The organism is Massilia sp. DWR3-1-1, assembly GCF_049898325.1.
GTDB lineage: Bacteria > Pseudomonadota > Gammaproteobacteria > Burkholderiales > Burkholderiaceae_D > JAFCUW01.
The window spans coordinates 61,271-84,651 of the sequence record NZ_JAFCXL010000009.1 but is presented as its reverse complement, the minus strand read 5'-3'; the positions used below and the strand labels follow the sequence as shown (position 1 = coordinate 84,651).

Annotated in this window: 21 protein-coding genes; 3 read left to right on the top strand and 18 right to left on the bottom strand. The window is 64.5% G+C overall.

The window, feature by feature from the left end; all coding sequences use genetic code 11:
* The first annotated feature begins 152 nt into the window (after nucleotides 1-152).
* Both ACP7EY_RS11475 and ACP7EY_RS11470 read left to right on the top strand, forming a co-directional pair.
* Complete coding sequence (locus ACP7EY_RS11475) at nucleotides 153-1,094, top strand: CysB family HTH-type transcriptional regulator (RefSeq protein ID WP_426193568.1); 942 nt, start codon at nucleotides 153-155, stop codon at nucleotides 1,092-1,094.
* A 12-nt stretch (nucleotides 1,095-1,106) separates the two neighbouring features.
* Complete coding sequence (locus tag ACP7EY_RS11470; protein WP_426193566.1) at nucleotides 1,107-1,757, top strand: class I SAM-dependent methyltransferase; 651 nt, start codon at nucleotides 1,107-1,109, stop codon at nucleotides 1,755-1,757.
* Nucleotides 1,758-1,785: 28 nt separating this feature from the next.
* Here ACP7EY_RS11470 and ACP7EY_RS11465 read toward each other — a convergent pair whose 3' ends face one another.
* From ACP7EY_RS11465 to ACP7EY_RS11440, 6 genes are all read right to left on the bottom strand, one after another.
* Entirely contained in the window at nucleotides 1,786-2,823 is a 1,038-nt protein-coding gene (locus ACP7EY_RS11465; protein ID WP_426193564.1) for a porin, read from the bottom strand.
* Between the two features lie 123 nt (nucleotides 2,824-2,946).
* A complete protein-coding gene (locus tag ACP7EY_RS11460; protein WP_426193562.1) occupies nucleotides 2,947-4,086 on the bottom strand; it encodes a sensor histidine kinase in 1,140 nt (379 codons plus the stop codon).
* A gap of 121 nt (nucleotides 4,087-4,207) precedes the next feature.
* A complete protein-coding gene (locus ACP7EY_RS11455; RefSeq protein ID WP_426193560.1) occupies nucleotides 4,208-4,969 on the bottom strand; it encodes a LytR/AlgR family response regulator transcription factor in 762 nt (253 codons plus the stop codon).
* A gap of 63 nt (nucleotides 4,970-5,032) precedes the next feature.
* The gene (locus ACP7EY_RS11450) at nucleotides 5,033-6,409 is read right to left on the bottom strand and encodes a sensor histidine kinase (RefSeq protein WP_426193558.1); all 1,377 of its coding nucleotides are present in this window, start codon (nucleotides 6,407-6,409) and stop codon (nucleotides 5,033-5,035) included.
* A gap of 236 nt (nucleotides 6,410-6,645) precedes the next feature.
* Nucleotides 6,646-7,911: a nitronate monooxygenase gene (locus ACP7EY_RS11445; protein WP_426193556.1), complete on the bottom strand. Its 1,266-nt coding sequence runs from the start codon at nucleotides 7,909-7,911 to the stop codon at nucleotides 6,646-6,648.
* A gap of 162 nt (nucleotides 7,912-8,073) precedes the next feature.
* A complete protein-coding gene (locus tag ACP7EY_RS11440; RefSeq protein ID WP_426193554.1) occupies nucleotides 8,074-8,559 on the bottom strand; it encodes a YajQ family cyclic di-GMP-binding protein in 486 nt (161 codons plus the stop codon).
* Nucleotides 8,560-8,695: 136 nt separating this feature from the next.
* Between ACP7EY_RS11440 and murB the strand changes: the two genes are divergently transcribed.
* Nucleotides 8,696-9,727, top strand: a complete 1,032-nt coding sequence (murB, locus tag ACP7EY_RS11435; protein ID WP_426193552.1) for a UDP-N-acetylmuramate dehydrogenase — start codon at nucleotides 8,696-8,698, stop codon at nucleotides 9,725-9,727.
* Between the two features lie 43 nt (nucleotides 9,728-9,770).
* Here murB and ACP7EY_RS11430 read toward each other — a convergent pair whose 3' ends face one another.
* From ACP7EY_RS11430 to ACP7EY_RS11375, 12 genes are all read right to left on the bottom strand, one after another.
* Nucleotides 9,771-10,790, bottom strand: coding sequence for a diguanylate cyclase (locus ACP7EY_RS11430; protein WP_426193550.1), 1,020 nt, complete (start codon nucleotides 10,788-10,790; stop codon nucleotides 9,771-9,773).
* 70 nt (nucleotides 10,791-10,860) lie between these two features.
* Nucleotides 10,861-11,880, bottom strand: coding sequence for a chemotaxis-specific protein-glutamate methyltransferase CheB (gene cheB, locus ACP7EY_RS11425; protein ID WP_426193548.1), 1,020 nt, complete (start codon nucleotides 11,878-11,880; stop codon nucleotides 10,861-10,863).
* Nucleotides 11,877-14,087 (bottom strand): hybrid sensor histidine kinase/response regulator, encoded by a 2,211-nt coding sequence (locus ACP7EY_RS11420; protein WP_426193546.1) that lies wholly within the window; start codon nucleotides 14,085-14,087, stop codon nucleotides 11,877-11,879. Before ACP7EY_RS11420 ends, cheB begins: the two co-directional genes overlap by 4 nt.
* On the bottom strand, nucleotides 14,084-14,764 hold the full coding sequence (locus ACP7EY_RS11415; RefSeq protein ID WP_426193544.1) for a chemotaxis protein CheW: 681 nt from the start codon (nucleotides 14,762-14,764) through the stop codon (nucleotides 14,084-14,086). The genes ACP7EY_RS11420 and ACP7EY_RS11415 overlap by 4 nt, the downstream gene beginning before the upstream one ends.
* On the bottom strand, nucleotides 14,761-16,065 hold the full coding sequence (locus ACP7EY_RS11410; RefSeq protein ID WP_426193542.1) for a CheR family methyltransferase: 1,305 nt from the start codon (nucleotides 16,063-16,065) through the stop codon (nucleotides 14,761-14,763). Before ACP7EY_RS11410 ends, ACP7EY_RS11415 begins: the two co-directional genes overlap by 4 nt.
* Nucleotides 16,062-16,535 (bottom strand): chemotaxis protein CheW, encoded by a 474-nt coding sequence (locus tag ACP7EY_RS11405; RefSeq protein ID WP_426193540.1) that lies wholly within the window; start codon nucleotides 16,533-16,535, stop codon nucleotides 16,062-16,064. The genes ACP7EY_RS11410 and ACP7EY_RS11405 overlap by 4 nt, the downstream gene beginning before the upstream one ends.
* 4 nt (nucleotides 16,536-16,539) lie before the next feature.
* Nucleotides 16,540-18,354 (bottom strand): methyl-accepting chemotaxis protein, encoded by a 1,815-nt coding sequence (locus ACP7EY_RS11400; protein WP_426193538.1) that lies wholly within the window; start codon nucleotides 18,352-18,354, stop codon nucleotides 16,540-16,542.
* Nucleotides 18,355-18,497: 143 nt separating this feature from the next.
* On the bottom strand, nucleotides 18,498-19,730 hold the full coding sequence (locus ACP7EY_RS11395) for an argininosuccinate synthase (protein ID WP_426193536.1): 1,233 nt from the start codon (nucleotides 19,728-19,730) through the stop codon (nucleotides 18,498-18,500).
* A gap of 33 nt (nucleotides 19,731-19,763) precedes the next feature.
* The gene (gene argF, locus ACP7EY_RS11390) at nucleotides 19,764-20,699 is read right to left on the bottom strand and encodes an ornithine carbamoyltransferase (protein WP_426193534.1); all 936 of its coding nucleotides are present in this window, start codon (nucleotides 20,697-20,699) and stop codon (nucleotides 19,764-19,766) included.
* Between the two features lie 248 nt (nucleotides 20,700-20,947).
* A complete protein-coding gene (locus ACP7EY_RS11385; RefSeq protein ID WP_426193532.1) occupies nucleotides 20,948-21,526 on the bottom strand; it encodes a PEP-CTERM sorting domain-containing protein in 579 nt (192 codons plus the stop codon).
* A gap of 262 nt (nucleotides 21,527-21,788) precedes the next feature.
* Nucleotides 21,789-22,658, bottom strand: coding sequence for a hypothetical protein (locus tag ACP7EY_RS11380; RefSeq protein WP_426193530.1), 870 nt, complete (start codon nucleotides 22,656-22,658; stop codon nucleotides 21,789-21,791).
* Nucleotides 22,655-23,359 carry a tetratricopeptide repeat protein gene (locus tag ACP7EY_RS11375; RefSeq protein WP_426193528.1) on the bottom strand — a complete coding sequence of 235 codons (705 nt, stop codon included), beginning with the start codon at nucleotides 23,357-23,359 and terminating at the stop codon, nucleotides 22,655-22,657. Before ACP7EY_RS11375 ends, ACP7EY_RS11380 begins: the two co-directional genes overlap by 4 nt.
* Nucleotides 23,360-23,381: the final 22 nt, after the last annotated feature.

Here is a 23,381-nt window from a genome sequence, read left to right as displayed (position 1 = left end):
AAACTAAGCAAGATGATAAATAAAATCCAGCTTATTCCAAAGGACTGAGAATTTATTTGCTTATATTCGTATCCGGCATAAGCATTCTTATAAAATGCACTTGGTCCGGTCCGCTCATCCAAACCGGGTGAAATCATTCTAAAAAAATAATCATGAATCTTCATCAACTGCGTTTTGTCCGCGAGGCCGTGCGCCAGAATTTCAACCTGACCGATGCGGCCAAGTCGCTGTTCACCTCGCAACCGGGGGTGTCGAAAGCCATCATCGAGCTGGAAGAAGAGCTGGGCGTGGACATTTTTACCCGCCACGGCAAGCGCGTGCGGGGCCTGACCGAGCCGGGCCGGCTGGTGCTGGAGTCGGTCGAGCTGATCATGCAGGAAATCGACAGCCTCAAGCGCATCGGCAAGGAATACGCGGCCCAGGACAGCGGCAGTTTTACCATTGCCACTACGCACACCCAGGCCCGCTACATCCTGCCCAGGGTGGTGCAGGCCTTCATGCAAAAGTACCCGAAGGTGCGCCTGTCCCTGCTGCAGGGAAATCCCCGCCAGATTGCCGACATGGTCAAGAGCGACCAGGCCGACCTGGCCATCGCCACCGAGTCGATCGCCAACATCGACGGCCTGATCACCCTGCCGTGCTACCAGTGGGAGCACGTGGTGGTGGTGCCGCCCGACCATCCCCTGCTGGGCTCGAAGACGGTGTCGCTGGAAGAAATTGCCAGTTACCCCCTGATCACCTATGATTCGGCCTTCGCCGGACGCAACAAGATCGACCACGCCTTCAGCCTGCGCGGTTTGAAACCGGACGTGCTGCTCGAAGCGATCGACGCCGATGTCATCAAGACCTATGTGGAACTGGGCATGGGACTGGGCATCATCGCCGGCATGGCCTTCGATCCCGAACGGGACAAAAACCTGCGCGCCATTCCTGTTGGCCACCTGTTCGGCACCAATGTGTCGCGCGTGGCGGTCAAGCAGGGCGCTTATTTGCGCAGCTACATTTATACTTTCATCGAATTGCTGGCGCCCACACTGAACCGCAAGATGGTCGAGTCGGCCATGAACGGCGCCAAGGAAACCTACGAGCTGTAAGCTCTCTTTAATATGATCACTGAACAATCCGCCCTGTATTACGCCAAGAGTGCCACCGAGCACGACGCCATCTATGCCATGCCTGAACGCGAGGACGACCTCGACGCGATGATCGACAAGGTCGCCGAGGTGCTCGACGGCCACATCGTCCTCGAACTGGCCTGCGGCACGGGCTTCTGGACCGAGGTGCTGGCCACCTCGGCCGCCTCGGTGGTCGCGCTCGACATCAACAGCGAAATGCTGGCGCTGGCGCAGGCGCGTGGTTTGCCTGCCGACAAGGTCAGCTGGCGCCAGGGCGATGCCTTCGACCTGCCCGACGACCTGGGCGAATTTACCGCCGTATTCATCGGCTTCTGGTGGTCGCACGTCAAGCGTAATCAACAAGAGAAATTTTTGGCGCAACTGCGTGCCCGGTTCGGCAAGGACACCCTGCTGGTGCTGCTCGACGACGTGTATGTGGAGGGCATCAGCCCGACGGTGGCGCGCACCGATTTGGAAGGCAATACGTTTAAAATTGAAACAGCGCCCGATGGCGGGCGCTATGAGATTCCCAAGACCTATCCGTCGGACAGTTCCTTGCGGAAGCGGCTGGCGAACGCGACGCGTGAGATCCGCATCACGCGCCTGGAATACTTCTGGCTGCTTAGCTGCCGCCTGAAGTAATCATGGGCAGCGAGCGCTGCCCATTTTCTTAGAACGCGTGACGCAGGCCCACGGTGAACGCCGACGGGTCGCTGCCTGGCGCCGTGCCTGGAGGCGTGACGTTCGTGCTCGACGAGTTCAGGGCGAACAAGGCGGTGTTGTTGTTGTCCATCTTGGCGTACGAGGCGTACAGATTGGTGCGCTTCGACAGGTTGTAGGTGTACGCCACTGCCACTGCGTTGCCCTTGGCGCCGCCCGCTTCGACCTTGTTCTGCTGGTAGGTCACGAAGAACTTGTTGGCCGCCATGGTGTAGCTGCCGCCCAGGTTGTACTGCTGGAACTTGTTGTTCGCGCCCGTCGGGTCGGCCACCAGGTAGCCACCCTTGACTTCGAAGTCGCCGAATTTGTAGGCGGCGCCGAAGGCCATTTCCTTGTCGTTGCCGATGGCCAGGCGACTGTATTCATGGTAACCCAGACCCAGGTACAGGCCGCCATTGGCGTACTGTCCGGCGATGCCGCGCAGGTTCAGGCTGTCGGCGGTGACGGGCACGGTCGGCGAGACTTGCTCACCGGCGCTGTAGGCGGCCAGCACGGAGAAACCGCTGTAGGCAGGGCTCTTGTAGTTGACCGAGTTCGACAGGCGACGGGTCAGGCGACCGGTCGAGCCGAAGGCCGACAGATTCGAACCGTAGAAGCCCTGGCCGAACGGATCGCTGGCAGCGGCGACGGCGGCGATGGGCGAGTACTCACGACCCAGGGTGACGGTGCCGTAGGCGCTTTCCAGGCCCACCACGGAGCGACGGCCGAACAGGGCGCTGTCGCCCACGCCGGTGTCGAGCGCGTAGCCGGCTTCGAGGTTATAGATCGCTTTCAAACCACCACCGAGATCTTCCGAACCGCGGAAACCGAAACGGCTGCTTGACTGGCTGCCCGAATTGAGTTGCAGCGTCTTCTTGCCGTTCGGCGCGCCCGTGTCTTCCTTCGACAGGGCGGCATCTAACACGCCGTAGATGGTGACGTTCGATTGGGCGGCGGCGAGCAGCGGGGCAGCCGCGAGGACAGCGATTGCCAGGCGTTTGAATTGCATGTGGATCTCCAGGTTGACGTGCCGGTGGGTTCACCATGAACCCCCCTGATCGACCGAGATAGTAGCCAGACAGTATGTCCGGTTGATGACACGAAAGAATTTCTGTTGCAACAAACATACAGTTCAATCGGTGCGCACCAGCAGGGGCACGACGATATCGATGCGGGTTCCATGGGGCTCGTCGCTGTTGATGCTGATGTCGCCGTGCATGTCGAGTACCCGTTCGCGCATGCCCACCAGGCCCAGCGAGGCAGCCTTGTCGAGGTCGCCCGGCTGGATGCCGCTGCCGTCGTCGCGCACCGTCAGCAGCACTTCGCCGTCGATGCGGTACAAGGTAATGGTGACGTTGGCGGCGTGGGCGTGGCGGGCGATGTTGGTCAGTGCTTCCTGGACGATGCGAAAGATCGCCGTGCTGGCCGAGTCGCCCAGGCGCAGTTCGGCTTCGTCGGCGTACAGGGCGCAGGCGATGCCGTAGCGCTCGACGAACTCGTCGCGCAAGCCCTGCAGGGCGAAGAACAGGCCACCCTCGTCGAGCGAGCGGGGGCGCAGGTTGGTGGCGATCCGGCGCAGCGAGGTGATGGCGGTGAGCAGGTTTTGCTCCATGCCGTCGATCAGGCGCACGCGGTCGGGCGCCTTGCCGCCGTTGACGTTGCGCAGCAACACCAGGTCCATGCGCAAGGTGGCCAGCAATTGGCCCAGGTCGTCGTGCAATTCGCGCGCGATGTGGGCGCGCTCCTGTTCGCGGATGGTTTGCAGCGCGCTTGAGAGCTGGCGCAACTGGGTGTGCGAGCGCGTCAGCTTTTCGTGGACTTCCTGGCGGTCGGTGACGTCGCGCAAGATGATGGTGTGAATGGCCGCGCCGTCTTCCATCACGGTGGAGGCCGAGCCTTCGATGGGAAAGACGGTGCCGTCGGCGCGGATGCCGGACATGGCGTAATCGGTGGCGCGCCGGCCGACCCGGCCCGTGTCGCCGAAATACGGCGGCGGCCCGTCGGCGTTGACGGGCAGGGGGGTCAGGTAGCGCGCCAGCGGGGCGCCCCGCATGGTCGCGACGGTGCTGGCGAACATGGCCGCCGCCGCCGGATTGGCCACCAGGATGGTGTTGGCGTCGTCGGTGGAGATGATCGCTTCGGCCGCGTGGGCAATGATGTCGTTGCCGTAATCGGGTGCCCCCATGCGACGGGCGCGGCGCCCGAAGGCGTAGCCGGCAGCGGCACCGAGACCGACGCCGAGCAGCAAAGCAGGAGGGGGAAGGCGTAACATGGTGCGGCCGCCATGGAGGACAGAAACCCCCATTCTTGGCGCGCCGCAGATTGGGCGTTTGACAATTCGCAGTGCCGGCGCAGGGCGTGCCGGGAACTTGATATTGAACTGTCTGTCCCGCTTACATTTGCTTGAACAGGTGCAAAAAGCTGCGGCTGACCTCGAGCTTGTCCGATTTCCCCTTGATCATCACCAGGTGGCGACCCCGCAAATCGCGCGTGACCCCTTCGATGGCGTTGACGTTGACCAGGGTGGCGCGGTGGATCTGCCAGAACAGGGCGGGGTCGAGTTCTTCGGCCAGGTCGCGCACGGGCTTGCGGATGAGCGCTTCGAACTTGTCGGTCTGCACGCAGGTGTATTTTTCGTCGGAGCGGAAAAACAGGATGTCTTCGACGGGAATCATGCGCAGATCCTGGCCGATGCTCGCCTGTATCCATTGCAGGTAGGCCGGTTTCGGCGCCGCCATTTTTTCCGCCAGCTGCGACAGCATCTGGGTGACGCTGTCGTTGACCAGCGCCTTCGGCTGACCCAGCCGCTCTTTCAGGCGCTCGACGGTGACCTGCAGGCGCTCCTGCTCGGGCGGCTTGAGGACGTAATCGACGGCGCCCCGCTCGAACGCCTCGACGGCGTACTGGTCGTAGGCGGTGACGAACACGATGCTGCTCTGGTTGCCGATCTGGCGCGCCGCTTCCATGCCGTTGGTGCCGGGCATGCGGATGTCGAGAAAGGTCAGGTCCGGTTTGAGCTGGCGCACCAGCTCGACGGCCTCTTCGCCGTTCTTGGCTTCGCCGATGATGTCGAGCTCGGGCCAGACCTCTCCCAGTCGCATGCGCAACTGGTCGCGCATTAATCGTTCATCATCAGCAATAATTGCAGTAGGCATGGTGGTCTTGTCGAAGTCGTTATCGGATCAGAAGCTATGCCGATTATTCAACACAACGGCGGTTTAAGCAATGCCCTGGCGCGATACGTGGTAGGGCACTTCGACGGTGGCGATCACGCCGCTGGGGCTGTTGGCGGCGATGTGCAACTGGCCCTGTGCGCCGTGCAGCAGTTTCAGGCGCTCGCGGATGGTGGGCAGGCCCAGCCCCGTGCCATCGCTGGGCACCACGCCGAAGCCGACGCCGTCATCGGTGACGATCACGCGCAACTTGTCCCCCTTGACTTCCGCCACCACGGACAGGCGTCCCCCTTCGCTCTTGCATTCGAGGCCGTGCTTGATGGCGTTCTCGACCATCGATTGCAGCATCATGGGCGGAAATTCGGCGCTGCGCAGTGCGTCGGGAATCTGCAGGTCCACCGTCAGTCGTTCTTCCATGCGCATTTTCAGCAGGTTCAGGTAGGACGTGACCATGTCGACTTCGCGCCCCAGGTTGGTCACCACGGCGTTGTCGCGCATCTGCGGCAGCACCGCGCGCAGGTACTGGATCAGGCTGCGCTGCATGGCCGAGGCGCGCGGCGGGTCGGTCTGGATCAGGTATTCGACGGAGGCAAGGGTGTTGAACAGGAAATGCGGCTCCACCTGCGCCTGCATCATCTGCATCTTCGCTTCCGACAATTGGCGCTGCATCGACTCGCGCTCGGCCGCCGCATTGGCCGTCTGCGTCAGCGCTTCGGCGCGCTTCTTGTCGCCCACCAGCGCCTTCATGGCAAACAGGGCCAGCACCAGCAGGGTGACGAAGCTCTTGAACCAGGTCGAGGCTTGCTTGTGGTAGCGCGACACCTTGGCCTCGGCGGCATCGTCAACGGCCTCCTCGATGGCCTTCGACAATTCCTCGCCGATCTGGGGCGGCAGGGCAATATGTACTTCGTCGCTGGCGAGCGACTTGGCGGCCGTGGCCGCTTCGGTGGCGGCCTTGGCAGCGGCGCGGGCCGCCCGCGCCACCTGCCTGGCCGACTGCGGCGTTGCCGGCACTGCCGGCGTTTCTGGTGTTTCTGGTGTTTCTGGAGTTTCTGGCGCTGCAGGCGCCTCGGGCGCCTCGGGCGCTTCCGCTGCGGCAGGGGCCTCGGGCGCTTCCGGCACGACCGCCGCGCCCCGCTTGGCCTTGCTGCGAGGATTGAAGCGGATGCCGCTGTCGTCGATGACGATATTCGCTTCCGGCTCTTTCCTCGATTTCTTGTCGGAGCGCACGACGATTTCTTCGCCGCTGCTGGAAAACAGTTCGTCCTGCAAGATTTTGCCGGCGATCAGAGCGAGCGCGGCGAACAGGAAGAACTTCCACCATGACAATTGGCTGATCCAGGTCGCGGTGGCGTCGAACAGGCGGTGCAGCGCTCCGAAGAGGCTGGCCAGGGGAGGGGGCAAGGGGCGCCGAGATTGCATGGTGGTCCGTTCGTCAAAAAGGCGGCAGGCTGGGGCAACGCACCAGTGTACGCGGCGCGCTCGCCGTCTGCCGCATGGTCGCCGGGGCTATTGGTATGGTGCAACTGTAGCGCCGCCGCGTGCCGCCTGTGGCCGCCGTGCGACAGGCTGCCGGATCGGCGCACCAGGGCGCAAAATCGCGCGCTGTAAAACAAACAGCCACGGCGAACCGTGGCTGTCGTGCATCACGCGCCCGCTCAGGCGGCGACGATCTCTTGTTTTTCAGGCAAAGCGATCTGGTGGTCGACGCTGAACTGGTAATCCTTGAACACGTGCTCGGCGCTGAGGATCTGGTAGCTGCCGTCGGCCAGTTTGTGGGTCGTGTCCTTCAGGCGCGAGGTGGTCTGGCCGCAAGTCCAGCAATTAAAATTGCGCATGTGCGTGCACAGGCAGGTCTTGTCCATCACCACGATGTGCTTGGTGTCGGGATTGGCCAGCACTTCGCGGTTGTACGAATTGATGTACGAACAGTTGCCCGTGGCGTCGAGCAGGTAGCCGTACGATTCGCAGCCGGGACGGATGCCCGAGCCGATCGCTGGCGTGCTCTTGAGCATGCGCATCGGGTAGCCGGTGGGCGAAATGCCGTTGACGATGATGTCGTCGTCGGTGGCGCGCACGTATTCCTGCTTGACGCTGTCGGGCAGGCCGCACTCGTGCGTCATGGTGAAACGGGTGGCCACCTGCACGCCACCGGCGCCTTTTTCCAGGAATTCCACCGCATCGGTGCCGGTGAACACGCCGCCGGCGGCGATCAGGGGAATCGTCAGCCCTTCGGCTTTCAGGAAGGCATGGATCTCGTCCATGATGGTGTGCAGGTCGTAATTGGCCCAGTCCAGGCCGAAGCCCAGGTGGCCGCCCGCCAGCGGACCTTCGACGATGATGTAGTCGGGCGCCCGGTCCAGCTTCGACACCTTGCGCAGGAACAGTTGCAAGGCGCGCACGGACGAGACGATGATGCCCAGCTGGGCGTCGCGGAAGCGCGGGTGGTCGGCGATCAGCGCAAACGAGCCCAGGTGCAGGCCGGCCGACATGGTGATGCCGTCGATGCCGGCGTCGAGCGCGGCCGTCAGGCGCGTGCGCAAGGTTTCCTTGGGCGAATTCATCGTCAGCTTTTCCATGCAGTTGACGAAGACCAGGCCATCGCCCCGCTTCGCTTCCATGGTCGCGCCCACGTGCAACATGGTGGCCTCGGCCAGGCGGGCCAGGTCGAACTGCACCACCGCCTTGTCCATATTGTTGATGTTGAACTTGTAGGTCTTGGTCTTTTCCTTGACGAAGCTGGTGTCGAATTTGCGATCCGACACGTCCTGCACCATCGCATCGGAAATATGGCCGATCCCGCCCAGGCGGGCCGCTTCCAGCGCCAGTTCCGAGGTCGAAATGTCCACGCCCATCCCGCCGATCATGATGGGAACATATTCCTTGTTGCCCAGTCGCAGGCGGAAATCATCAACACGTTTCATTGCTATCCTTAAAACACCAGTTTTACTAACCGCAGTCACATACCGCCGCTTTGCGCACGCTCAATTCTACCTGAAGCCTTATACCGATTCGCTCCCTGCATCTACGTGAAAAAGCCGCCGCCGGATTCAATCGGACGGCGGCCAGGGCGTGCACCGCGCATTTTAATCGCGGAAGTTATTGAATTCGAGGGGCAGATCCGGCACATCCTTCTTGAGCATGGCCATGGCCGCCTGCAGGTCGTCGCGCTTGGCGCCGGTGACGCGCACGGCGTCGCCCTGGATGCTTGCCTGCACCTTCATCTTGCTGTCCTTGATGACGCGGACGATTTTTTTTGCGTCGTCCGTCTCGATGCCGTTCTTGACCTTGATGACCTGCTTGACCTTGTCGCCGCCGATTTTCTCGATCTTGCCGTCTTCGAGGAAGCGCACGTCGACCTTGCGCTTGCCCAGTTTGTTGACGAGCACGTCGCGCACCTGGTCGAGCTGAAACTCGGCGTCGGCGTAGGCAGTCAGTTCGTGTTCTTTTTGCTCGACCTTGGCCGAGCTTCCCTTGAAGTCGAAGCGGGTGGTGATTTCCTTGTTCGATTGCTCGACCGCGTTCTTGACTTCGACCATGTCTGCTTCGCAGACGACGTCAAATGATGGCATGGTGTTCCTTGTAGGTAGTGATGCTCAATGCCGATATTTTAACGGACATCGGGCCTGCGCCCTAATCCGTGATGGTCGTTTTCGCCTGAAACGCCCTTGTTTGCCTTTATAATCGCCGCAAAACTCTCTCGCCGCCATGCATCCCGACCTCACCATCCTGACCGACTTTTCCCTGCGCGCCTGCAATACCTTCGGCATCGACGCCACCGCCAGCCACTATGTGCGCGTCACCAGCGTCGACGTGCTGCGGGCGGCGCTGGCCGACCCGGTGCTGGCGCGCCTGCCGCGCCTGTTGCTGGGGGGCGGCAGCAACATCGTCCTGACGGGCGACTTTCACGGCCTGGTGCTGCACATGGCGATCGACGGCACGCAATTGCTCGACGCCGGGGACGCCGGCGTGCGCCTGGTGCGCGCCGGCGCCGGCCAGTCCTGGCACGGCCTGGTCGAAGCGACCCTGGCGCAGGATCTGGGCGGGCTGGAAAACCTGGCCCTGATCCCCGGCACGGTGGGGGCGGCGCCGATCCAGAACATCGGCGCCTACGGCGTCGAGCTCAAGGACGTGTTCCACAGCGCCAGCGTGTTCGACTGCGCCAGCGGACAGGTGCGCACCATGACGGCCGCAGATTGCCGCTTCGGCTACCGCGACAGCGTCTTCAAGCAGGCCGACGGCGCCGCCCTGATCGTGCTCGATGTGACGTTCGCGCTGCCGCTCGCGTGGACGCCCACGCTGGGCTACGCCGAGCTCGCCAGTGCCGTGCGCGAGGCGGGCCTGGACGCGCCCAGCGCGCGCCAGGTGGCCGACCTGGTGATCGCCATCCGCCGCCGCAAGCTGCCCGATCCGGCCGTGATCGGCAATGCCGGCAGCTTCTTTAAAAATCCCGTGGTGTCGGGCGCGCGTTGCGCGGCGATCCTGGCCGCCCACCCGGGCCTGGTGCACCATGCCCAGCCGGATGGCAGCGAAAAGCTGGCGGCCGGCTGGCTGATCGACCAGGGCGGCTGGAAGGGCCGCAGCATGGGCGCGGCGGGCGTGTATGCGAAGCAGGCGCTGGTGCTTGTCAACCGGGGCGGCGCCACCGGCGCCGAGGTGCTGGCGCTGGCGCGGGCGATCACGGCCGATGTGGCCGCGCGCTACGGGGTGGCGCTCGAAACCGAGCCGGTGTTCGTCTAAACGGGGCGCCTGATTCAACGCGGCGCCCAATTAAACGCGGCGCCTAATCCGCGGGCGCGCACACCACGCGGTTGCGCCCCTGGTGCTTGGCCGCGTACACGGCCCGGTCGGCCGCTCCCGTCAACGCGGTCGGCGAACTGTCCTTCGACGGGATGCGGCTGGCCACGCCGATCGACATGGTGACGATGCCGGCGGCGGCGCCCGGGTTGTCGATGGCCAGCCCTTCGAGCTGGGCGCGGCAGGCTTCGGCCACCCGTTCGGCGCCGGCCAGGTCGGTATCGGGCAGGATGATGGTGAATTCCTCGCCGCCGTAGCGGGCTACCAGGTCGGCCGGGCGCTTCAACTGGGCGGTCAGGATGGCGGCGAATTTTTTCAGGCACAAGTCGCCGGCCAGGTGGCCGAAGGTGTCGTTGTAAGCCTTGAAGGCATAGACATCGCACATCAACAGGGCCAGCGGCTTCTGGTCGCGCTGGCCGCGCTGCCACTCCGAGCGCATCACTTCGTCGAAGCGGCGGCGGTTGGCGATGCCGGTCAGGCTGTCCAGGGCCGCCAGCTTTTGCAGCTCGATGTTGGCGTCGGCCAGGTTTTTCTGGCTGGCGCGCAGGAACGCGAAGGCCTCGTCGCGCTGCAGGCGCGAGATGTGAGCGGCCGAGTGGTAGCGGATGCGCGCCAGCAGTTCCAGGCGGTCGGGCAGCTTGACGACGTAATCGTTGGCGCCGACGGCGAAGCTGTGCGCCTTGAGCTTGGCGTCGTCCTTGGCCGACAACACGATCACCGGCACCTGCGCCAGTACCTTGTCGTCACGGTAATCGCGGATCAGGGTGAACCCGTCCACCTCCGGCATCACCAGGTCCTGCAGGATCACGGTCGGCTGCAACTGGTGCGCGGTGCGGATCGCCGCCGCCGGGTCGGTCACGTAATGAAACTCGATGTCGGCCTGATCGGCGAGCATGCGGCGGATCGCTTCGACGATGATCAACTGGTCGTCGACCAGCAGCACGCGCACCTTGAACTGCGTGACGCTTTGCTCATCGGCAGAAAGTTGGAAGGCGGCGGTGGTCATGGCGGAACGTTTTTCATGGTGAGCAGCGGGATAAAGTCGGTCGTAATGGGGAGCATGCAAAGTATGCGTTTCAAAGCGCGCGCACGCCCACGCGATTGCGCAGGGCCACGCCGATCTGGTCAAGCGGCAGGATGCGTTCGGCGGCGCCCAGTTCGGCTGCCGCGCGCGGCATGCCGTACACGGCGCTGCTGGCCTGGTCCTGGGCGATGGTGTGCTTGCCGGCCTGGCGCATGGCCAGCAAGCCGGCGGCGCCGTCGCGTCCCATCCCGGTGAGCAGCACGCCGGTGGCGTCGCCGCTGAAATGGCGCGCCACGCAGTGGAAAAAAACATCGACGGACGGGCGGTAGGCGTAGTCGCTGGGGCTCGCATCGTAGTGCAAACGCAGCCTGGCGTCCATCACCAGGTGGTCATTCGTGCGCGCCACCAGCACCACCCCCGCTTCGAGCGCATCGCCCGCTTCGGCCGGGCGCACCGGCATGCTGATCTGTTCGCCCAGCCAGCGGGCGAACGGCCCGGCGAAATTGGCGTCGATGTGCTGCACCACCACGATGGCGGTGGCGGGCGCTGGCGTCCACCCGGCCAGCACCCTGGCCACCGCGCCGGGGCCGCCGGTGGAGGCGCCGATCGCCAGCAGGTGCCTGACGGCGCCGCGCGCGGCCGGCTCGGCGGCGCTGGCGGCGGCCGGCTCGCCGGCGCTGACCCGCAGCAGCTTGCCGATGGTCTTGATTTTCGCCAGCAGCTCGCTGTCGCCGGCGCCGCCGGCGCCCAGCAGGGCCGGGGTGGCGGTGACGTCTATGGCGCCGGCGCCCATCGCGCGAAACACCTGCCCGACGTTGTCGCGCGGCTGGGCGGTGACGATCAGGATGGCGCACGGCGCGTGTTGCATGATCAGCCGGGTCGCTTCGACGCCATCCATTTCCGGCATCACCAGGTCCATCAGCACCAGGTCGGGCCGCGCTTCCTGGCACAGGCGCACGGCGTCGGCGCCGCCGCGCGCCATCCACAGCACATCGTGGTCGCGGCTGGCGGCGACCACCCGGCGCAGCGCTTCGGCCGCCATCGCGCTGTCGTTGACGATGCCGATTTTCATGCGCCGCTCGCGCCGATCAGGTCGAGCACCGCGTCGAGCAGGGTCTCGTCATGGAAGCTGCCCTTGGTCAGATAGTAGTCGGCGCCGGCGGTCAGGCCGCGCGCGCGGTCTTCCGGCCGGTCCTTGTACGACACGATCATCACCGGCAGCTTGTGCAGGTGGATGTCCTGGCGAATCAGGGTGACCAGTTCGATACCGTCCATGCGCGGCATGTCGACGTCGGTGATGACCAGGTCGTAGTGGCCGCTCCTGACCACGTTCCAGCCGTCGATGCCGTCGATAGCCAGGTCGACCTGGTAGCCGCGCGAGAGCAGCAGCTTGCGCTCCATCTCGCGCACCGTCAGCGAGTCGTCCACCACCAGCACCCGCCTGGTGGCAAGCTGCGCCAGCTCGCCAGCCCCGGACAGCTGGTGCAGCTCGCCCTCGCCGAGCAGCTTGTCGATCGATACGAGCAGGTCGGCGGTGTCGAGAATGAGTACCGGGGCGCCGTCATCGAGCAGGGCGGCCGAGGCGATGTCGCGCAGCTTGCCGAACAGTGGATCGATCGGCTGCACCGCCAGGCTTTGCTCGCCGCGAATGGCATCGAACACCAGCGCATAGCGGCGCGCGGCGCTGCCGATCACTACCACCGCCAGCTCACCGGCGGTCGGTGCCAACTGGCCCAGTTCGAGCAACTGGGCGGCCGACACCAGGCCCAGGTGCTCGCCATCGAGCTCGAAAAACTGCTTGTTTTCCAGCGTGTGCAGCGCCGCCGGCGCCAGCTTGAGGACGCGCTCGACCTTGACGATGGGGATGGCGTAGGCCTCGCCCTGGATGTCGAGCACCAGCGAGCGCACGATCGACTGGCTCAGCGGCAGGGTGATCGAGGTGCGCATGCCGCGCCCTGCCTCCGTCTCGAGCCGCACGCTGCCGTTTTGCGCGCGGATCGCCTGCTGCACGATGTCGAGTCCGACGCCGCGGCCGGAGATGGCGCTGGTGGTTTGCTTGAGGCTGAAGGCGGGCAGGAACAGGAACTCGAGCAGTTCGGCCGCCGACATGGCCGCCGCCATCGCCGTGCTGGCCAGTTTGCGCTGCACGATGGTGGCGCGGATGCGTTCGAGATCGACGCCGGCGCCGTCGTCGCTGATAACGATCGACAGCATGCCGTTGCGATGATGCGCTTCGAGACGGATCGCGCCGGCGGCCGGCTTGCCGGCGATCAGGCGCTGGGCCGGCGTTTCAATGCCATGATCGACGGCATTGCGCAGCATGTGATTGAGCGGGCTTTCGATGCGCGCCAGGATGTCGCGGTCGACCAGGGTGTCTTCACCCTCGATGACGAGGCTGGCCTGCTTGCCCAGGCTGCGCGCCAGGTCGCGCACCATGCGGGCGAACATGTGCACGCCGTCGCGCAGCGGCCGCATGCGCAGCGCCAGCACTTCGTCGAGCAGCTGGTTCGACACGCTCAGCGCGCGCCGCTCGTGGTCATCGAGATCGCTCATGTGCTCGTGCAGCGCCTGCTTGAGCGGATCGGCTTTTTGCAGGGCCAGCGCGGATTGTTCGATCAGGGTGGGGTCGCCGCCCCGCAGCACCGCCTCGTGCAGCTGTTCGAGCGTCTTGAACAGGCTCCACTGCCCGCGCTTGAAGCGCTGCAGCGCGGCCAGCGAGGGCGTGAGCTGGTGGGCGTTGATGCGCGTCTGGCTGGCCAGCGCCAACAGCGCGTCGAAATTGTGCCCGGCGGCGCGGGCGGCGGGATCGGCGTCGGGCCGCGCCGGCGCCGGCGCCAGCGCCTGGACCGGCGCCGCGGCGGGCGCCTCCGGCAGCGCGCCGATGCCGGCCAGCGCAACCATGACGGCGCTGATGCGGCTGGTGTTTTCCGCCAGCCAGGCCGGCATGGCCGGCGCGTCCAAGGTGGCCAGCTGGACGATCAGGTCGACCCCGCCCAGCAGCACGTCAACCCGGGCCGAGGTCAGTTGCAGCACGCCGTTCTGGGCATCGACGAAGGCGTCTTCCATGCCGTGCGCCAGCTGCACCACGACGTCGAGGCCGACGATGGCGGCGGCGCCCTTGATCGAATGGGCCGCCCGTATCAGCGCCTCGACGGTGGCGCCGCTGCCGCCGCCCGCCTCGATCGTGAGCAGGCCGTCGGTGAGCGTGCGCGCCTGCGCGTTCGCTTCCATGCGGAACAGGTCGAGCATGGAGCATTGGCTCAGGTCGTCCTGGCTCATCGCAACAACCTGTTCAGCTGGTGGCCCAGCAGGTCGACGTCGAGCAGCCCGACCCGCATGTTCTCGACCGGCAGTACCCCCAGCAGCAGCCGTTCGAGTCCCTTGTTGACGGTGGCCGGGGGGGGCGCCAGCTCGTCCTGGCGGTAACGGGCGATCCCGTGCAGCTCGGCCACCCGCATGGCCAGGCGCTGGCCGTCGTGGCGCAGCACCAGCAGGCGCGCGAACACGTGGCGGCCGGCGCTGGCCGGATCGACGCCGCCAGCGTCGCCATCGATTCCCAGCACGGCGTCGAGCGCCATCCACGGCGTGAGCGTGCCGCCCACATTGACGATGCCGAGCAGGCCGGCGCGGGCGCGGTGCGGCAGCCTGTGGCCGCTGACAACGGGGGCGACGGCGTCGATGCTGGCGGCCGGCAGCGCCAGCCACTCGCGGCCCAGCCGGAACACCAGCGCGGCCTGCTCGAAGGCGCCGCCGTGCGCGGCCGGCTGGCGAAAATGCGCGGCCCAGCCGGCGCGGTAGGCGGCATCGACGGGGCGCTGCAGGTTGCGCTGGGCGGCGTCCGCATACACGGGGCAATTGCGGCAGTGGACCAGCGGCGCCAGTGCGGCGCAACTGTGGTCGCCGTTGACGCCGATGCGGTTCCAGCAGTCGACGATGGCGGGATGCGCGCTCGTCACGGCGTGCCTTTGTGCGCCTGCTGGCGCTGGAACACGCGGGCGGCGCGCTGGCGCAGCACGGCGGCGCGGGCGGCGTGCCCGCCAAGTTCGGACAACAGCGCCAGGCGGCACAGCGCTTCGTAGTGATCGGGTTGCAGGTACACGCAGCGGCGCCAGTAATCATCGGCGGCGCTGCTGTTCCGCTCGATGTCCGCGACCAGCCCCAGCAGATAATAGGCATCGGCGGCATGCTGGTCGGCCAGGCCCGGCGCTGCGCTGTCGAGCAGCGCCTGGCAACTGGTGGTGGCGCCCCGGTAGTCGCCCGCGTCGGCCTGGCGCCGGGCCTGGGCCAGCAGCGCTGCCACCGGCGCCAGCGTGGCCGGCGCGGTCACTGGCGCGCGCGCGGGCGGCGGCGCACGGCGCGGCGGCACGCCGGCGCGCGCGCGCCCGGCCGGCGCCTCGGCCGATGCCGTCAAAGGCGCAGGCGCGGGCGCCGATTTTTGCAGGGCGAACGCGCCCGGCAGGCGCAGCGGCATGAAACCGTTGGCGCAGAACGCCGGCACCTCGGCGTAACCGCCCAGCAGCATGCCGTCGTCGGCCAGCAGGGTGCGCAGCACGGCCGCCGCCGCGCTGGCGGTGGTGGCGTCGAAGTAGATCAGCAGGTTGCGGCAAAAAATCACATCGTAGCGGCCGGCGCTGGCGGCGGCGTCGATGGTCAGGATGTTCGCCTGCACGAACGTGACCTGATCGCGCAAGGCGGCGTCGATCTGGTAGCCATTGCCGGCGACGCTGAAGTGGCGTTCGCGAAAGCCCAGCGCGTGGCCGCGGAAGGCGTTCCTGGTGTACCAGCCGACGCGCGCCCGCGCCAGCGCCACGCTCGACAAGTCCATCGCATCGATGCGGCAGGCATCGGCCGCAATCCCGGCCTCGCTCAGCGCCATCGCCATGGTGTACGGTTCCTCGCCACCGGCGCAGGGTAGCGACAGGATGCGCACCTGGCGCTGCGGGCGCTGCGCCAGGCGCGCCTTGACGAAGGTGGCGGCGGCGACGAAGGCGTCGGGATCGCGGTACATCCACGATTCGGGCACCACCACCAGTTCGATCAGGGCGGCCAGTTCGGGCCCCGTCAGGTGGTCGAGATAATCGCCAACGCCGGCGCCGTCGAAGACGTCGGGCACGCCGCGCGCGGCCAGCCGTTCGCGCACCGCCCGTTCGGCCGCCGCTTCGCTCACCTGCAGGCCGCAGGCCTGCTGCAGCAGCGCGCGCGCACGCGCGCCGTTCGATGGCGCGGTGCCGGGGTGCGCGATGGCGGCGGCGTTCACGGCGTCGCCTGCGCCGCCTGCGCCGCCTGCGCCGCCGGGGTGCGCGCAAACAGCAGCGCGCGCACCGCCGGCGCGAGCAGGGCGTCCACGTCGATCAGCTGCAGCGAGGCCGCCACCTGGCCCAGAAACGGCGCGCCGTCGATGCCGGCGTCGAGCAGCAGCGCCGCGTCGATGGTGTCGATGCCGGTGACGTGTTCGACCAGCAGCCCGAGCTGGCGCGGCTGGTCGCCGCCGGTGGGGTAGTCGATCAGCACGATGCGCGAATCGAGCCAGACCTGCTCGGCCGGCATCCCGGCCAGGCGGGCGATGTCGAGCACCGGCACCGGCACGCCGTGCAGGTCCATCAGGCCGGCGACGAAGTCGGGCGCGCCTGGAATGAGCTTCAGGGCCATCGCCGGCAGCACCCGTGCCACCGATCGCAGCGGCAAGCCGTAGCGATCGGCCCCGATCGTAAACGCCAGCACTTTCATGATCTTAACTATTGACCGAGAAGGTGGCCACCGACGATTGCAGGTCGCCGGCGGCGTACTGCAACTGGTGCACCGCTTCGCTGGTGGCCTTGAGCGATTCGACGGTTTGCTGGGTGGCGTCGTTCAGCTGCAGCATGGTGTCGGAAATTTGCGAGGCGCCCACCGCCTGCGACTGCATCCCCTGCAGCACCAGGTCGAATTGCGGGGCCAGCTTCTGCACCTGGTCCATCACCGACGAGAGCTGCTCCGCCACCTGGCGCACTTCGCCCACGCTGCGGCGGATTTCTTCGGAAAATTTGTCCATCCCCATCACCGAGGCCGACACCGCCGACTGCATCTCCTTGAGCATCTGGTCGATGTCCCAGGTCGACACCGAGGTCTGGTCGGCCAGCCGGCGAATTTCGGTGGCGACGACGGAGAAGCCGCGGCCGGCGTCGCCCGCTTTTTCCGCCTCGATGGCGGCGTTGAGCGAGAGGATGTTGGTCTGGTCGGCCACCTTGGTGATGGTAATGAGCACGCCATTGATGTTGCTGGCCTTTTCCGACAGCGCCGCCAGCTTGGCGTTGATCGAATCAGTCGCCGCGACCATCTGCTGCATGGTCTGGTCCATGCGGCGCAGGTTGGTCTGCGCGTCGGCGGTGGCGCTGGTGGTGTAATCGGCCACGGCGGTGGCTTCTTCCATGGTGCGCAGCAGCTGGGTGGTGTTGGCGGAGATTTCCCGCGTCGTTGACAGGATCTCGACGCTGGTCTGGGCCTGCTCGATGCCGGTCGCTTCCTGCTGCTTGGCCGAGGCGGCGATTTCGGTGGCCGAGGTGGTCACCTGGATGCCCGCCTTCTGCACATTGTTGAGCAGGCCGCGCAGGTTGTCGAACATGCGCTTCAAGCCATTGCCCAGTAAACCGATGGCATCGCTGCCTTCCACCGTCACGCTGCCGGTCAGGTCGCCCGAAGCCGCCTTCGACACCACGTCGAGCAGCGCATCGACCTTGGCGCGCAGCACATTGGTCGCCTCGAGTTCCTTGGCCTGGCTGTCCTGGATGGCCTGCGCCATGCGGTTAAATTCCGTCGCCACCTTGCCCAGTTCATCCTGCGACAGCACGGCCACGCGCGCCGATTGCTCGCCGCCGGCGATGCGGCCGACCGCGTCGGTCAGGGCATTGAGGGGCTTGAGCAGGGCATGGACCAGCAGGTAGCCGATCAGGGCCGTCAGGGCCAGGCAAAACGCGCCGCCCACCGACAGCAGCAGGAACATCGACTCCTGCAGGCTGGCCGATTCGCCCTTGCGGCGCTCGAGCAGGCGCGCTTCCTCGTCGCCCATTTCACCGATCAAGGCGCGGATATCGGCCACGGTGCGGCTGCCGTTCAAGACATCGGCGGCGCTGGCGGGCTGCTGACTGACGCCCACCGTCTTGTTCAATTCGCGGCGCTTGAGGATCAGCGGTTCGATCACTTTGCCGATCCAGTCGTTCATCATCGGTTCGAGGCGATTCAGGCGCGCCTGCTGGGCGGGGTTGTCCAGCGTGAGCGTGCGCAGGCGCGACAGGTGGGCGCGCGCCGCGCTTTCTTCCTTGCTGATTGGCTCGACCAGGCTTTCATTGCCGGTCAGCATGAAGCCACGCGTGGCCGTTTGCACCTGCAGCACGGCGATGGTGATCCGGTCAGTCTCCAGCAGCACTTCCAGCGTGTGGCGGTCCCAGGTGTTGGCCGCCGACAGCTTCGAGAAGTTGCTGTACGCAAGGATCAGCAGGATCAGAAACAGGGCGGCGATGGCGCCCAGACCCACGGTGATCCTGGTTTTGATACTGAGGTCTGTAAACATGGGTGGGTTCTCCGTGCTGCTAAGTTGATCGCAGTCAATGTACCATTTTGTGGAATGCGGAGGGGGTGATTTCACCAATCCTGCAATCATGACAAGCATGAAAAAAGCCGCCCGCAGGCGGCTTTTGCTAGCTGCGATGGGGCTTACTGGCCGCGTTTTGCGCGCGCCTTGGCGGCGATGCGCATGCGCAGGGCATTGAGCTTGATGAAGCCGCCCGCATCGGCCTGGTTGTAGGCGCCGCCGTCTTCGTCGAAGGTGGCGATGTTCATGTCGAACAGGGAATCGGTTTTCGAATCGCGCGAGACGACGATGACGTTGCCCTTGTACAGTTTCATGCGCACCCAGCCGTTGACGGTGGCCTGGGTATGATCGATCAGGGTCTGGATGGCGACGCGCTCGGGCGACCACCAGTAGCCGTTGTAGATCATCGAGGCGTAACGGGGCATCAGGTCATCCTTCAAGTGCGCCACTTCGCGGTCGAGGGTGATCGATTCGATGGCGCGGTGACCCTTGAGCATGATGGTGCCGCCCGGGGTTTCGTAGCAGCCGCGCGACTTCATGCCGACGTAGCGGTTTTCCACCAGGTCGAGGCGGCCGATGCCGTGCTTGCCGCCCAGGCGGTTCAGTTCGGTCAGTACCACGGCCGGCGTCATGCGCACGCCATTGATGGCGACGATGTCGCCCCGCTCGTATTCGAGGTCCAGGTATTCGGCCGCGTCGGGCGCGTTCTCCGGGCTGACCGACCAGCGCCACATCGACTCTTCCGCTTCCGCGCTGGGGTTTTCCAGGTGGCGGCCTTCAAAGGAGATATGCAGCAGGTTGGCGTCCATCGAGTAGGGCGCGCCGCCGTTCTTGTGCTTCATGTCGACGGCGATGCCGGCGTCTTCCGCGTATTGCAGCAGTTTTTCGCGCGACAGCAGGTCCCATTCGCGCCACGGGGCGATGATCTTGACGTCCGGTTTCAGGGCGTAGGCGCCCAGTTCGAAGCGCACCTGGTCGTTGCCCTTGCCGGTGGCGCCGTGCGAGATGGCGTCGGCGCCCGTTTCGTTGGCGATTTCAATGAGGCGCTTGGCGATGAGCGGGCGGGCGATCGAGGTGCCCAGCAGGTATTCGCCTTCGTACACGGTGTTGGCGCGGAACATGGGAAAGACGAAATCGCGCACGAATTCTTCGCGCACATCGTCGATATAGATGTTTTCCGGCTTGATGCCGAACTTGATCGCCTTGGCGCGCGCCGGCTCGAGCTCTTCGCCCTGGCCCAGGTCGGCGGTGAAGGTGACGATTTCGCAGCCGTAGTGGTCTTGCAGCCATTTGAGAATGACGGAGGTGTCGAGGCCGCCCGAGTAGGCGAGGACGACTTTTTTGATATCGCTCATGGTGATTTCCAGTGATTACAAATTCGGTTAAAACTATGCTTCGGCAACTTTGCCCAGCAGCAGGTATTCGATCAGCGCCTTTTGCACGTGCAGGCGGTTTTCCGCCTCGTCCCACACCACCGACTGGGGACCGTCGATGACGTCGGCGGCCACTTCCTCGCCCCGGTGGGCGGGCAGGCAGTGCATGAACAGGGCGTCGGCGGTGGCGCGCGCCATCTTGGCGGCGTCGACGATGAAGCCGTCAAAGGCCTTGAGGCGCTCGGCGTTTTCCTTTTCGTAGCCCATGCTGGTCCACACATCGGTGGTGACCAGGTGCGCGCCTTCGCAGGCGTCGGCGGGATTGGCAAACTGGGTGAAACGGGACGTCGACACCTGCGCCATGTCGATGTCGTAGCCGGGCGGGGTCGACACGTTCAAATGAAAGCCGAACACTTCGGCCGCCTGCAGCCACGAGTACAGCATGTTGTTGGCGTCGCCGATCCACGTCACCGTCTTGCCGGCGATGGAGCCGCGCTGTTCGACAAACGTGAAAATGTCGGCCAGTACCTGGCAGGGATGGTGTTCATTGGTCAGGCCATTGATCACCGGCACGCGCGAATTGGCGGCAAAGCGCTCGATGATGTCCTGGCCGAAGGTGCGCACCATGATGATGTCGCACATCCGGCTCATCACCTGGCCGGCGTCTTCCACCGGCTCGCCGCGGCCCAACTGGCTGTCGCGGGTGTTGAGGTAGATGGCGGCGCCGCCCAGCTGGTGCATGCCGGCCTCGAAGGACAGGCGGGTGCGGGTCGAGCTTTTCTCGAACACCATCACCAGGGTGCGGTCGATCAGGGGATGATAAATCTCGTAATTCTTGAATTTTCGCTTGATCACGATGGCGCGCGCGATGACGTGCTCGAATTCGGCCAGGGTGAAATCGGAGAATTGCAGGAAATGCTTGATGGGCGTGGCGAGCTTTGCGGTAGGCATACGAGGGCAACTTTGAGAGCGGCTAGCTGCTAATTATAGGCGATAGTATGTTTTTGTGGAAACTCGATTCCGCCACCAGTTGTATGGACAAGTGCTGCGCCGAGGCGCCTCGTCCATCAGGCAATCTTAGACCAAAAAGGCTGAAAGCCAACAGCGGCGCGCTTGACACGCGCAATCTGGCCTGACAAAGGAAAAGGCCCGCACCTGCCGGTACGGGCCCTTCATTTGGACGCGCGCGTCGCGGCGTATCAGGCGCGGCGGCGGGCGAGCAGGCAGCCAGCCAGACCCAGCCCCAACAATGCCAGCGAACCGGGTTCAGGCACCACGCCCGACTGGTAAGAAATCGTCGTGTCCGCGAATTCGGTGGTGTCCAGGTTATTGACTTGGCTGCTGAAGCTGAACAGGACCGCCAGCTTGCCATCGACGATCAGATTCTTGAAGCTGGCCAGGGCGATCGTGGCGGTGCCGACGTGGGTGGCGGCCAGCTGGGTGCCGACATCATTGCTGGTGTCGGTGATGGTGTCATCCGTCAAGTTGTTGTTCAGCCAGTTGCCGAAGGAATAGCCGTCAATGCTGACGGTCGCATACTCGCTGGCCTGGTCAAGATCGGCCCGCAGGCGGAAAGTGACGGTCAGATCCGACACGGCGTTCACATCGAGGCCGCTGAAATTGAGCGTCAGATTTTTCAGGGGCGAGGCACTCGCACCCGTCGTATCCCAATTGGTCGACGACTGCGTGACAGTGACCAGGGCAGCCGACGCGGTCACAGGCGCAAACACGGTAGTGGAGAAGATAAGGGCAGTGGCCGCCAGGACTTTATTTAGCATGATGATCTCGGGAAAGTGAAAAAATAACAGATGATTTCATAGAGCAATTACCATGCCTGAAATGCAAGTTATTGATCTGCATGGAAATATGATGATCCATGAGAGCCCCATGTAAAATTTTCCGACAGCAGAGCACCGCTAATGCAGTGGACGCCCGCAGTCGGGAACGCGTTCATCCGTGTAACTTGCGGCCTGGGCGAAGTTGGACGGCACGGCCCGCCATCGGTCATCCGGTGGAGGCCGTCGCTTCCTTGTCGAGCGCCTATTTTCTTGAGGCAGCGTAGTTTTCGAACAGTTCGTTCATCGTCTCTTCGCTCGGCGGATGGTCGAAAATCTGCCGTGCCGTCATGCCGCTCTTGTCGAGAAGCACAGCGAGCCGAAGATGAAAGCCCCGATATAAACCGCTTTGGGGGAAATCCATCGTCGGGCTCTTCATTCGGAACAGACGATAGTTGTCGTCGAAATCAAAGTCATTCCCCTTGCCCACATAATCGGCGTAGCCTTCCATCAACCAAAGCGGATACCGAATACTGACCAGTCGCCCAAACTGGCGCGCCACGATAATATGCGCCGCCTCGTGGGCAATGAAATAAGACAGTGGCCGCCGAGCGGCGTCTGCAAGGGCGCCGCCGCCCGGCGCAATGAGACGGTTCGCGCCAATGTCAGAAGCGCGAACATAAATATTGCGTGTCAATAGGGTGTCGGCATCGGCGCCTACCTGGTCGCTGAAGTGCTGACCGTACAGCCATAGCCGCCATGAGGCATTGCAGAAGAAAATTTTGTACCGGGCGTTTTTGTCCTGCAAATCGGATTTGTCGAGTCGTCGGCTGACGTCGTCGAGTACCTGATTGATCTGGAGTGGAATCGGTTTGTCCGACCAGATGTCAAAGTTTTTATAGACAATATGATGGGCAAACATCGGTTCAGGAAACGCGCTCACGCCGACATAGACGAGCAAAACCAGGGCAACCGCGCTCAACAAATATTTGAGTATTTTGAATAAGAATTTCATGTCTGTGCAGGAAGTCAGGTTCAAGCATGCTGCCGCGAGGCGACGCTGATGGTCACGCCTGGCCGGCCCAATGCGCAGCGCGCCGAGCGGGAACAACCCCGCCCCACGGCGCTCGCTCACTTGATGCTTGCTTGCTTGATCCGTGACTGCACATACCCGAGTTCAGCCAGTGCCGCCTTGTCAGCGGCATTGAGCGCCAGGCATTGCTGGTAAACGGCCTCGGCCTCGCCCAGGCGTCCAAGTTCGACGAGGACATAGCCCTTGCCCCGCAGCGCCTCCCCCAATTCACTGACCTTGCTTTCCGGTGGCGAGAAATCCTGCGCCATCTGCGCGGCAGTTTCGTACTTGACCAGGGCGTCGTTCCATTGTTTTTCGCGACGGGACAGACTGGCCAGTTCGACGACGTAGTGGGCATTCTTGGGGGACATGGCAATGGCTTTGTCGAGCGACGCGCGGGCCGGCGCAATGCGGCCCAGATCGATGAGGCCGTAGGCCCTGAGAAAATAGGCGTCACACCATGGCGTCCCGATCACGACCGCCGCTTTCTTGTCCGCTGCCGCCTGCATCAGGTAGAGCAGGCTCTCCGGTGCACTGCGGGCGCAGTAGGTGGCTTTTGTCCCTGCCGGATAGATTGCCTCGTACGACGCGATGACCTTGTCAAAAAACTGTTCGATCGCCTCGGCGGGGCGCCGCTCCCGCAGTAACTTTGCCCCGGCGTGCAGGATTTGATTCTGCCTGAGATCATTTTCTCGCACCGTCACCGTCGCTTGGTCGGGGGCGTCCGCCAGGGCGGGGACGGCCTGGGACAGCAGTAAACCCATGGCAAACACAACTCGTAACTGC